Here is a 13,647-nt window from a genome sequence, read left to right as displayed (position 1 = left end):
CTTAGTTATTATTCATCATTTTCTTTATCTCGCGTAAATTCAATCGTTTCAGTTTCTCGCATAGCTATTTCGTAAATCATTTTAGATAACACTTCAGTATTATGACGCACATAGTATTCTTCAGAAACTTCTACTAAATTAGGGTGTGTAAATACTTTAATATTTTGTTCTTCCATATGATTCATATTACATTTCACTGGTGATGCCCCATCTTCCCTATAACGCCTCAACACATCTTCAGTAAATGATTGGGTGCTACAAATAGAGTAACTGATAAAGTTCTGACCAACATGATCATGTATTGCGTTCACATGGTCGACTGCAGTATAACTATTTGTTTCACCTGGCTGTGTCATAACATTTGAAACATATAATTTAGGAACGTCTCCACCCGGCAGTGCATTAGAAATACCCTTCACGCATAGGTTAGAAATCACACTCGTATAAAGTGAGCCAGGGCCTAACACGATTAAATCTGCTTCTTCTATTGCTTCCACTGCTTCTTCCATTGGCTCAACATCTTCTGGTTCCAAAAATACACGTTTAATCTTTTTATTCTTTTTTGGAATATTAGATTCGCCATATACAATTTCTCCATCTTCCATTACTGCATTTAAACGTACGCTCGCATTAGTAGATGGAATAACACGACCTCTAATATTTAAAATTTCACTTAGTTCTTTCACTGCATGGCCGAAATCGTTATTGATGTTGGTTAATGCGGCGATGAGTAAGTTACCTAAAGAATGACCTTCGACTTGGTTTTCTTTAAAACGATATTGAAACAATTGCTCTATTGTTGATTCAGTTTCACTTAATGCCGAAATAACGTTTCGTATATCTCCTGGAGCAGGTATATCCATTTCGCTTCGTATTTTACCCGTACTACCACCATCATCAGCTACTGTGACAATCGTCGTAATATCAATCGGATAACCCTTTAAACCACGTGCTAAAACGGATAAACCCGTACCTCCACCTATAAGTACAAGTTTAATTCTTTTCATTTTTTTGTTTCACGCCACTTTCGACATGTGCATCCCTATGTTGCACATACACATTATAGTCAAAACTCTCTCTGAGTTCTGCTCCGATACGTTTGGCTAGTGCGACAGAACGATGTTGGCCACCAGTACACCCTATTGCAATAACAAGTTGAGATTTACCTTCTTTTTTATACCCTGGCACCATAAATTTCAATAAATCCATTAATTTTTCATAAAAAATATTTGTTTCTTTCCATTTCATTACATATTTATATACCGCTTCATCTTCACCAGTTAATGGTCTCAACTCATCAACGTAGTGCGGATTTGGTAAAAACCTTACATCAAATACAAGGTCCGCATCTATTTGTATACCATGTTTAAAACCGAAGCTAATGACATTAATATTAAATGTTTGGTAGTTACTTTGATTAAAATAATCCCCCACGCGTTTGCGTAATTCTTTCGGTGTCATTTGCGATGTATCAATCGTATAATTCGCTAAACTCTGAATTTCACTCAACAACTCACGTTCTTCTTCAATAGATTCAATTAATGAACGTTGACCTTTTTCATTTAAAGGATGTGCACGACGTGTTTCTTTATAACGAGAGATTAGTTTTTCATTCGAAGCTTCCAAGAACATTAAATCAACAATAACGTCTGAGTTACTCTTAATTTGATCCATCTCTTTAATTAAAGACTTAAAGAGTTCCTTACCTCTCAAATCAATAGCAATCGCTACTTTTTGTAAAGAAGGGTTCCCTTGCCCCATCAATTCTACAAACTTTGGTAACAGAATCGGTGGTAAATTATCTACACAGAAATATCCAATATCTTCTAAACTCTGGATGACCATAGATTTTCCGGCGCCTGACAAACCAGTTACAACCAACAATTCACTCTTTACTATTTCTTTTTCTTCTCGGCGCATCTCTTTACACCATCCATTGATTATTTTAATCGCAAAATTAGTTCTATGTTGTTAATAGTTTATTTATATTGGCATTTATACATTATATTTCATTTTTCTCAATATAAGTCTAACGAGTTAATATTATCACATTATATTTTACATGAAAAACGACTAAGGTAGTAGTTTTATCTATCGACACTATAAAGCTATAGCTGTTTCATTATGTAAAAAAGCTAGAATGTTATAACTTACTTATAGATCGTAAGTATGACATTCTAGCTATGACTGAATTTATCTATGATAATTTATAAAATCTTTTATAAATTATGACTTTACTTCATCAATGATTCAATTTATTTATGCTTCAATTGCATCGTTTAAATGTTCGATATATGCAATAGCACTTTGTGCTCGCAATACTTCCGTCGCCAGTTGCCGTTACAATTTGACGTAAACCTTTTTCACGTACGTCGCCTGCTGCATATATACCAGGTACACTTGTACTCATGTCTTCATTCGTTAAAATGTAGCCAACTTCATTAGTAATGCCTAAATCTTGGAAAGGTATTGTTAATGGTTTCATACCAATGTACACAAATACGCCATCACCATCTAGTGTTTGTTCTGTGCCATCTTTCGTTGATTCTAATGTTACTGAGCCTACTTTACCATCTTTATCATTAATTGTTTTCAAAGTGTGACTCCAAATAAAATCAATTTTATCGTTTTTAAATGCACGATCTTGTAAGATTTTTTGTGCACGTAATTCATCTCTACGGTGAACGATTGTTACGCTATCAGCAAATTTCGTAAGGAATGTTCCTTCTTCTACAGCTGAATCCCCGCCACCAATAACAAATAATTTTTTACCTTTAAAGAATGCACCATCACATACGGCACAATAACTTACACCACGGCCACCTAGTTCTTGTTCACCTGGTACACCAATTTTTTTGTATTCTGCACCTGTTGATATGATTACGGCACGAGCAGTAATTTCACTATTACCAAGGTTAATCACTTTATGCGTACCTTTATCTTCTATAGATTTGATATCGCCATATTGATATTTTGCACCAAATTTTTTCGCATGTTCAAACATTTTCGTTGATAAGTCTGGACCTGTTACCATTTCAAACCCTGGGAAGTTCTCAACTTCTTCTGTGTTTGCCATTTGTCCACCTGGCATACCACGTTCAATCATTACTGTGCTTAAATTAGCACGTGATGCATAAACTGCGGCAGTCATTCCTGCTGGTCCGGCACCTATAATTGCCACATCAAAATCCACTTGTTCAGCCATTTAAATTGCCTCCTGTTTAATAATTCATTATGCGCAGTATATATGATTTCTTGCATTTCTTAAACTTATATGCTCACTAAATAATCTATCGTTTTATTTAAACGGTAAGAAGATATATCAAACCATTCCATTACTTGTTGTTTTGTTATTTTACTATCAGCATTACGATAATACATATACACAAATGCCGCAATATATTCATTTACATTTGTTAAATCTACTTTTTCAGATATAATCGCTTCTGCTTGATCAATCCATACAATAAATAATTCTTCATTATTTTTCAATGATTTCACACCATACAACATCAATAAGCCTCTGTGAATGAAATCTAATTTGTTTAACTTTAAATCTTGAATAATATACGTAAGATATAGCTTTTCGTAATCTTCCATAGATTCTAAAACTGCCCAAATTTCTTGTGTCAAAAGCACTTCTCGCCCTTTTAACTGATTTAATAAGAAAATACCATATAGCCTGTGATGGCTATCGTCATGGAGTAACAATGGTAATACTTGTTCATCGAAATACATTTTACTCTCAGCAATAACCCAAGGTGCATAACCTACATCGACTTTAGTCATTTCTTGCAATTTCGACCAAAAATATTTACTTTCATCAATATTATTTAAATGGTAACTGTTATAACTTAACGCGTTATACATTTGGATGGAAAGGAATTTTCCTTTTCTATAAAGTGGTTGTAATATTTTTTGCGAAGCTTCATATTGTTTCAAGTAACATAAAACGATACCTAGTTTAAATGACTCATCATCATTCATCGGCATGACTTTACTTAAAATTTTTAAATAGCGTTGGTATTTTTCTTTATCATTCGTATTATAAAGTAATAAAGTATAATGACATAATGCATGTACATCCGTATTATCTTCACTAAGCAATCGCTCAAACATTTCTTTAGCAATGTCATATTCATTCATGTATAAATAACACATCGCAAGTAAATTACGCACTACGCGATGTTCTTGAATTTCATCATTTTGATTTAAGATAAATGTTCGTGCTTCAGGTAATCGTCCCTGAGAAAATAAGTATTGGAAAATAAGTTGTACTGCAAATAGCTGGCTTTCTGTCTCTATTTTTTCAGCTGAATTATAAGAAACTTCAAACATGTCTTCAAGTTCTTCTTTATAATCTTCATCTTTAGACATCGTGACATAATTTATACCAAATAAAAATGCTTTATTTGCTTCGTTTAATGTAATGTTTAATTGACTAAGCTGAAAATAACTTTCTTCTACTAACTCTTGTTGTGCAATATTTTCATAAAACAGATACTCCGCTTCACTACTCAGTCCTAAATTCACAAGACATTCCGCGTATTTTACTTTTACATCAAAATCTTGAGGTGACATTTCCAGCACTTTGCCATAATATTCTGCTGCCTTTTTATAATCTTGGTGCAGAAATTTTTGGTCTCCCAATTTTTTATAAAATTGACTATCTAATTTCATTGGTATTACTTTGCCGTTATGCGCCATCCATTATCACCTCCTAAATATTCATTAAGTTCTTATTTGCATGGGATTTCCATATGCTAATGCCGAATCCGGTATGTCTTTTGAAATAACAGTACCCGCTCCGACTTTAACATTTGCACCTATGCTTACACCTGGTAATATTGTAACATTCGCACCAATTAAAGTATTATCACCAATTTGGACATGTCCCGTTCGAAACTCATCAACTAGAAATTCATGAGTTAAAATTGTAGTATTATAGCCAATCACACAGTTTTTCCCTATAGAAATATACTCTGGGTATAATAAATCGGGAACCACTTTAAAAGCAAATGCTGTGTTTTCACCTATACTCATTTTCAATAAATTACAATACACCCAACGTTTCATTTTCACATGAGGCAAGTACCGCAAATTTCAATAATTATTGTTTGTTTAAATATTTTAAAGTATTTTATATAACGATACATATGCCAAAGTGGGTTATTGCCTTTAACTTTAACTTTTTTTAAATTACGCATGATATTTTATCACTTCACTTTTTGATTTGACCAAGTTAACGGACCAACATCTTTGTATCTTGGTGCGTTATATTTCACTCTTCTGATAATCATAATCACAATACCTACTATTATCAGTATAATAGACATTAACTGTGCTACTCGAATATCACTTGTTAACATCAAGCTATCTGTACGCATACCTTCTACGAAAAATCTGCCGATGGAATACCATATCAAATATAGACAGAAAGTATCGCCTATACGTAAATGTTTTCTAAGCAAGATCAGTATAACAAAGCCTAAAATGTCCCAAATAGATTCATATAAAAATGTTGGTTGATAGTATTTGCCGTTAATATACATATTATTAATAATAAAATCTGGAATATGTAAGTTTTCTAAGAATGTTCTTGAAACAGGACCACCATGCGCTTCATGATTCATAAAGTTGCCCCATCTTCCAATACCTTGACCTAAAATCATACTTGGTGCAATGACATCACCAATTTGAAAGGGATTAATATTTTTTTGTTTACAGATGATAATCCCTGTAACAAATCCACCTATTAAACCACCATGTATTGCAATACCACCATGCCATATCATCGGAATTTCAATTGGGTTTTGAATATAATATGGCCACTGGAAAATAACAAAATAAAGTCTCGCCACAATAAATCCAAATATTGCACTCCAAAAAATGATATCAACTAATGTATCTTTATCAAAGCCAATACGTTTCACACCTTCTTGAGCAATAAAATAACCCAAGAGTATCCCCACAGCGATAATAATGCCATACCAACGTACCGAAATAGGTCCAAGCTCAAGCGCAATTGGATTGATATAATTTAATGTCATCATTACCTATTTCTCCTCACTGTTGCTACCATTTCGTAATATTTCAGCATTTAAGCGATCATTAAACTCTTCTGCTGTATTGATGCCCATAATATTCAGACGGTAATTCATTGCCGCAACTTCAATAATAACCGCTACGTTACGTCCAGGTCGTACAGGAATTGTTTTTTTCGTAATTTCAGTATCTAAGATACGTAATTTTTCTTCATTTAAGCCGACTCGATCATATAATTTGTCTTTATGCCAGTTTTCTAAATGAATATTTAAACGCAATCTTTTTTCAGTTAAAATCGAACCAGCACCAAATAATGTCATTACATTAATGATACCTAAGCCCCTAATTTCTAATAAATGTTCTATTAACTTAGGTGCTCTCCCAATTAATTCGTCTTTACTGATTTCTCTAATTTCCACATTATCGTCTGCTACTAATCTATGACCACGTTTTATTAATTCTAATGCTGTTTCACTTTTACCAATTCCAGAATCACCAGTAATCAGTACACCTACACCATAAACATCGACAAGCACCCCATGTAGCGATGTTGTTCTAGCTAGTTCATGTTCTAAAAACGTAGTTAAACGACTCATTAATTGTGTAGTAGCAATCGTCGACGCAATTAATGGTGTGTCGAGTTCTTTTGTCTGCAGCGATAAGTTCCTCTGGAGGTTCTAAATCTCTCGTTACAATAATCGCCGGCGTGTCTGGACGACATAACTTTCTCATACGTCCTTTACGTTCTTCATCTGGTAATAAATTATAAAAAGATAATTCCGTAGTACCTAATAATTGAATACGGTCAGATGCATAGTGAGAAAAATAACCTGCCATTTCCAAACCTGGTCTTGAAATATCTGTATTTTTAATTTGTTTGTTTAAACCTGCTTCTCCAACAATGAGATCAAGTTCAAAGCGGTCTACTAAACTCTTTGTAGTTAACATAGTTCACCTCTATCAATATTTCTCTTACATTTGCAATATGATATTATCATATCAAAAAGAAATGATAATCCATATCAAAAAGTGTAGAAGATCGATAATTCAATACATATCTATAATATCTATCATTATATCAATTATAAACGATATCAGACACTAGTGACTGATTATATTTTCAATTTATTCATTTAATTTACTATAAATCATTTTTTGTATAGTTGTTGCTTTTAAATACAAAAATACCCCCTTCAAAGTTTGCACATTAAAGTACTTACTTTAAAGAGAGGCATTCATACTTTATGTAACCCACCTTTTTGGATAGCGTTACATTAGTAATTTTCATATATTTTTATTTTACTGTATCTCTTTCTAGCACAGGTTTTAAGTATTGTCCTGTGTAACTTTCTTTTACTTCTGCAATTTGTTCTGGCGTGCCGGTAGCTACAAGCGTACCGCCTCCGTCGCCACCTTCTGGACCTAAGTCAATAATATAATCTGCCATTTTAATAACATCTAAGTTATGCTCAATAATAACTACAGTATCACCATTTTCTACTAGTTTATTGAGTACTTTTAATAATCGCCCAATATCATCAACATGCAAACCAGTAGTAGGTTCATCTAGTATATAGATGGATCGACCCGTAGAACGTTTATGCAATTCAGAAGCCAGTTTAACACGTTGTGCTTCACCACCAGAAAGTGTCGTCGCTTGTTGACCCAATGTAACGTATCCTAGTCCAACATCAACTAATGTTTTCAATTTGCGATGAATTTTAGGTACTTTTTCAAAGAAATTAGTCGCTTCTTCAGCTGTCATTGCTAAAATATCTGCAATGTTTTTACCTTTATACGTGACCTCTAGCGTTTCTCTATTGTATCTAGAACCACCACAAATTTCACACGGCACATACACATCTGGTAAGAAATGCATTTCAATTTTTATAATACCGTCACCTCTACAAGCTTCACAACGACCACCTTTTACATTAAAGCTAAAGCGGCCTTTCGTATAACCTCTTACTTTAGATTCATTTGTTTGAGCGAAGATATCCCTAATATTATCGAATACGCCTGTATAAGTTGCTGGATTTGATCTCGGTGTTCTTCCAATAGGTGATTGATCAATATCGATTATACGTTCAAGTTGATCTATTCCTTGAATTTCGTCACAATCACCTGGTTTTACTTTTGATTTATTAATGTGTTTTGCTAATGATTTATACAGCACTTCATTAACTAACGTACTCTTACCTGAACCTGAGACACCTGTAACGACTGTCATTGTTGATAATGGAAAATCTACGTCAATATCTTTTAGGTTATTACTTCTTGCGCCTTTAACGCTTACTTTTCGGTCAGTTATTTCACGGCGTTCTTCAGGTACTTCTATCAGCTTTTTCCCACTTAAATATTGACCAGTGAGTGATTTTTTCTGATTCATTACTTGTTTAGGTGTTCCACTCGCGACAATTTCGCCACCATGTTCACCTGCACCTGGGCCTACATCAACCAAATAATCAGCCGCACGCATTGTATCTTCATCGTGTTCTACGACTATCAAAGTATTACCTAAGTCACGCATTTCTTTTAATGTGCTTATGAGTCGATCATTATCTCGTTGGTGAAGACCGATAGAAGGCTCATCTAACACGTAAAGTACACCTGACAGTCTAGAACCAATTTGTGTAGCAAGACGAATTCGTTGCGCTTCACCACCTGATAGCGATCCTGATGCACGATTAAGTGTTAAATATTCTAAACCGACGTTATATAAAAATTCTAAACGCGAGTTAATTTCTTTTAATATTTGATCTGCAATTTTTCTATCTTGTTCTGACAATTCGATATGTTCGTACATATGCAATGCATCTTTAATTGAATGTTCAACAACTTCTCCAATATTCTGACCAGAAACATATACAGATAGTGCTTCACGACTTAAACGTTTACCATTACAAGTTTCACAAGGTAGCTCTGTCATATATTTACTCATCATCTCTCTAACAAGTTCGGATGGTGAATCATGATAACGACGATTAATATTATTAAGCACACCTTCAAATTCCATTGTTCGTTTACGTGTTTGACCATTACGTTGCTTGAATGTGAACTCAATTTCTTTACCTTTAGAACCGTTTAAAATGATATCTTGTTGTCTATCTGTCAATTTTTTAAATGGTTTATCCATATTAATTTTATATACTTCACAAACACGATTTAATAATGTTGGATAAAAATCTGAACTTGAAGATTCCCAAGCTATGATCGCACCTTCATTTAAAGTTTTGTTAGTATCAGGAACCACTAAGTCTACATCTACCTTTAATTTTAATCCTAAACCATCACATGTTGGACATGCGCCAAATGGGCTGTTAAAACTGAACATACGTGGCTCTAACTCACCAATTGAAAAACCACATATCGGACAAGCATGGTTTTCTGAGAATTTTAATTCTTCTCCATCAATGATATCAACGATTAACGTACCTTCGGCAAGTCTAATCGCAGTTTCTATAGAATCAGCAAGACGTCCTTCAATACCTGCTTTAACTACCAAGCGATCTATTACCACTTCGATGGTATGGTTTTTATTTTTATCTAAATTTGGCACTTCGTTTACATCCATAATTTCGCCATCAACACGAACACGTACATAACCTTTTTTACTAATGTCGTCTATGAGTTTTTCTTGTGCACCTTTTCTGTGAGAAACCACAGGAGCCAATAATTGGATTTTAGAACGCTCTTCAAGTTGCATCACTTGGTCTACCATTTGTTGTACAGTTTGCGATTCTATTTCAATACCGTGATTAGGACAGAATGGTTTACCTATACGTGCGTAGAGTAACCGTATATAGTCGTATATTTCAGTTACCGTCGCTACAGTTGATCTTGGGTTCTTACTTGTCGTCTTTTGGTCAATTGATATCGCGGGTGATAAACCTTCAATTGTATCAACATCCGGTTTGTCCATTTGACCTAAAAATTGTCTTGCATAAGCACTTAATGACTCAACATATCTACGCTGTCCCTCAGCGTAAATTGTATCGAAGGCAAGTGAAGATTTTCCAGATCCAGAAAGTCCCGTCATTACGATGAGTTTATCTTTCGGTATTTCAATATCTACATCTTTTAAATTATGGGCGCGAGCCCCTTTTACTACAATGGATGGTTGTTTCATATGTGTCACCCTTCTGCTTTTAATTCAAACAACATGTCTCTAAGCTCTGTTGCTTTTTCGAAATCTAAATCTTTGGTTGCTTGTTTCATTTCTTTTTCTATATTTGCGATTGTTTTTTCGCGTTCTTTTTTCGTCATTTTCTTAGGTACTTCAGTTTGTTGTTGTTCATTCGTTTCATCATTCTCGACTGTGGCACTAATAACATCATGAATTTTCTTATTAATCGTCGTAGGCGTAATATTATGTTTTTCATTATACGCTTTTTGAATTGTACGACGTCGTTCTGTCTCATCAATGGCATAACGCATGGAATCGGTAATCTTGTCACCATACATAATAACTTCACCACGACTATTACGTGCTCGCACGTCCACTTGTTTGAACAAGTGATCTATGAGAACGTAAGAAACCTTCTTTATCCGCATCAAGAATAACAACAAGAGACACTTCTGGTATATCGATACCCTCTCTTAATAAGTTAATTCCAACAATGACATCATAAGTTCCCATACGTAAATCACGAATAATTTCTATACGCTCCAACGTTTTAATTTCTGAATGTAGGTAATTGACCTTAATGCCAGCTTCTTTCAAATAAGTCGTTAAATCTTCACTCATTTTTTTAGTTAATGTCGTAACTAGCACACGTTCATTACGTTCAATGCGCTCATGAATTTCACTTATTAAATCATCAATTTGATTTTCCGTTGGTCGCACTTCAATCTCAGGATCTAAAAGACCTGTCGGACGAATGATTTGTTGTACCATTTCATCTGTATGTTCTAACTCGAATGGACCAGGTGTAGCAGATACATAAACGAGTTGATTGGTTTTTTCTTCGAATTCTTCAAATTTTAAAGGTCTATTATCCAAAGCACTCGGCAAACGGAAACCATGATCTACAAGTACTTGTTTACGTGCACGGTCTCCATTATACATACCCCTAATCTGAGGTAATGTCACATGTGATTCATCAACCATCACAAGCCAATCATCGCCAAAATAGTCTAATAACGTATACGGCGTTGATCCCATTGGTCTTAACGTTAAATGAACAGAATAGTTCTCAATACCAGAACAGAAGCCCATTTCACGCATCATTTCTAAATCATAATTCGTACGTTGTTCTAGTCGTTGTGCCTCTAATAATTTATTTTCTGAGCGTAATTCTGTTAAACGTTCTTCTAATTCATTTTCAATTCTTTGTATCGCAGATTTCATTTTCTCTTCACGTGTTACGAAGTGGGAAGCTGGGAAAATCACAAAGTGATCACGCTCTCTTAAAACTTCACCCGTTAAATAATTCACTTCACGGATACGATCAATTTCATCACCGAAAAATTCTACACGAATACACATTTCTTCTCTCGAAGCCGGAAAAATTTCAACAACATCTCCTCTTACACGAAATGTACCGCGTCTAAAATCAATATCATTTCTCGAATATTGCACGTCTACTAATTTTTTTAAAAGTTCACTTCTATCCATTTCCATACCAGCTCGAACACTGACTACTAAATCTCGATATTCTTCTGGGTTACCTAAACCATATATACAGCTGACACTCGCAATAATAATGACATCGTCTCTTTCAAAAAGTGAACTTGTCGCTGAATGTCGTAATTGGTCAATTTCATCATTTATTGAAGCATCTTTTTCAATAAATGTATCAGTTGATGGTACATAAGCCTCTGGTTGATAGTAATCATAATAACTGACAAAGTATTCTACTCTATTTTCTGGAAAGAATTCTTTAAACTCACTATATAATTGCCCTGCTAATGTTTTATTATGCGCGATAATGAGTGTCGGTTTCCCTACTTGTTTAATAACATTACTCATAGTAAAGGTCTTACCTGTACCTGTCGCACCGAGTAAAGTTTGATGACGTTTGCCCTCATTAACGCCTTTAACGATTTTCTTTATCGCCTCTGGTTGATCACCTTGAGGTGTAAAATCAGATTGTAATTTAAATTGATGGTGTTCCATAGTGACACATGCCTCCTATATAATTTCTAACGATACGAACATACCTGATGTGTCTATGTTTAAAATGTATATACCACTGTTGCTGTGTGTCTGCATCAAGTTTGCAGATTCATATTCTCGTTACATATTTTAACAGATTTATAAATGAAAAAGCAAACATTTGTTCGCTTTTTATCTTCTTATATATAAAGAAAAACAAACATAGTTCTATCACCATGTTTGCCTAAGTTGTCTTTGTTTATCCTAAAATAAACTATATTGTTGAATTTATACAATTATAAAACGCTTATTTAACTATAGCAATTAAGTTGCTTAATACTCATTACTCAGTCATCTTCTTTTTTATGAAATTCTAATTGATCGATAATAAGGTAACCTGACTAGCAACGAGGCGACATCTATAAAAATGATCCATTCATTATGAAAAAAGCCTTTTTGAACGGATGCACCAATTATAATTAATGTTAAAATCGTTCCTACCCATTTACTTCGTGTTAGTACGCTGAAAAACACCACGAAAATACATGGAAAGAAGGATGCGAGCACATACCAAATCATTCACTTCACCCATTCCTATTATTTAAAATAGCCATTGTTGTTTCACGTAATTCTGATCTTGGAATGAATTTCTCCGTTAACATTTCAGGAATAATATTATCTATAAAATCTTGTACCGAACTTAGATGATCAAATTGCATAATTGTTTCTAAAGACATCTCATATATTTCAAAAAATAGTTGTTCAGGGTTACGCTTTTGTATTTCACCAAATGTTTCATATAATAAATCTATCTTGTCAGCTACAGAAAGTATCTGACCTTCTAATGAGTCATCTTTACCTTCTTGAAGTCTTTCTCGATATATATCTTGGTAAGCTTCTGGAATTTCTTCATTTATAAAATGGTCTACCATTTCTTCCTCGACTTGTGAGAAGAGTTTTTTTAATTCACCACTTGCATATTTAACTGGTGTTTTGATATCACCCGTAAAAATTTCAGCAAAATCGTGATTTAACGACTTTTCATATAAACTCTTCCAATCTACTTCATTACCATGGTATTCCTCTACTGTAGCCAAATATTGTGCAATTTTTGTCACCTTAAATGAATGCGCGACGACATTATGCTCAAAGTATTTAAATTTTCCCGGCAATCTAATTAATTTTTCTAAATCAGACAAGCGTTTAAAATATTGATGTACTCCCATGACATCGCCTCCTAGTTTGTTTAATGAATGATTATACTTAATTTTATAATATCATTCAACAATCAAAATGTCTTATCAATGTAATTGAATTTAACTAATTCAATTTATGAGGCGCCTAGGACATAAATTCATATCTCAGTCCCGTTGTTATTTTGGCAGAGTTGGCTAGGCATATACTACAAAATCTTATTAGAAAAATTATATTGCTGTCGCATTATTTTATTCATGACATTATTTAACCACAATGAACTATAAACATAGAACCACTCCAAAACATGA

Annotated in this window: 6 protein-coding genes and 5 pseudogenes; all 11 read right to left on the bottom strand. The window is 33.9% G+C overall.

Annotation, left to right across the window (positions count from 1 at the left end):
• Window positions 1–8: 8 nt before the first annotated feature.
• A complete protein-coding gene (locus ABLV95_RS01625) occupies window positions 9–1,007 on the bottom strand; it encodes a gluconeogenesis factor YvcK family protein (RefSeq protein WP_460876214.1) in 999 nt (332 codons plus the stop codon).
• On the bottom strand, window positions 994–1,920 hold the full coding sequence (rapZ, locus tag ABLV95_RS01620; RefSeq protein ID WP_460876211.1) for an RNase adapter RapZ: 927 nt from the start codon (window positions 1,918–1,920) through the stop codon (window positions 994–996). Before rapZ ends, ABLV95_RS01625 begins: the two co-directional genes overlap by 14 nt.
• 339 nt (window positions 1,921–2,259) lie before the next feature.
• Window positions 2,260–3,205 (bottom strand): annotated as a pseudogene (gene trxB, locus ABLV95_RS01615) (thioredoxin-disulfide reductase).
• Window positions 3,206–3,270: 65 nt separating this feature from the next.
• Entirely contained in the window at window positions 3,271–4,707 is a 1,437-nt protein-coding gene (locus ABLV95_RS01610) for a tetratricopeptide repeat protein (RefSeq protein WP_069817908.1), read from the bottom strand.
• A gap of 24 nt (window positions 4,708–4,731) precedes the next feature.
• Window positions 4,732–5,207: pseudogene (locus tag ABLV95_RS01605) on the bottom strand (acyltransferase).
• Window positions 5,208–5,216: 9 nt separating this feature from the next.
• Window positions 5,217–6,053, bottom strand: coding sequence for a prolipoprotein diacylglyceryl transferase (lgt, locus tag ABLV95_RS01600; protein WP_069833338.1), 837 nt, complete (start codon window positions 6,051–6,053; stop codon window positions 5,217–5,219).
• Window positions 6,054–6,056: 3 nt separating this feature from the next.
• Window positions 6,057–6,993, bottom strand: a pseudogene (gene hprK / locus ABLV95_RS01595) (HPr(Ser) kinase/phosphatase).
• Between the two features lie 346 nt (window positions 6,994–7,339).
• Complete coding sequence (uvrA, locus tag ABLV95_RS01590) at window positions 7,340–10,174, bottom strand: excinuclease ABC subunit UvrA (protein ID WP_069817905.1); 2,835 nt, start codon at window positions 10,172–10,174, stop codon at window positions 7,340–7,342.
• Between the two features lie 5 nt (window positions 10,175–10,179).
• Window positions 10,180–12,163 (bottom strand): annotated as a pseudogene (uvrB, locus tag ABLV95_RS01585) (excinuclease ABC subunit UvrB).
• A 326-nt stretch (window positions 12,164–12,489) separates the two neighbouring features.
• A pseudogene (locus ABLV95_RS01580) lies at window positions 12,490–12,721 on the bottom strand (CsbA family protein).
• A 5-nt stretch (window positions 12,722–12,726) separates the two neighbouring features.
• The gene (locus ABLV95_RS01575) at window positions 12,727–13,368 is read right to left on the bottom strand and encodes a YfbR-like 5'-deoxynucleotidase (protein WP_460876208.1); all 642 of its coding nucleotides are present in this window, start codon (window positions 13,366–13,368) and stop codon (window positions 12,727–12,729) included.
• Window positions 13,369–13,647: the final 279 nt, after the last annotated feature.

It is taken from the genome of Staphylococcus sp. Mo2-1, assembly GCF_046721385.1.
GTDB classification, from domain to species: Bacteria; Bacillota; Bacilli; order Staphylococcales; family Staphylococcaceae; genus Staphylococcus; species Staphylococcus equorum_A.
This window is presented reverse-complemented; position numbering and strand designations above follow the sequence as displayed.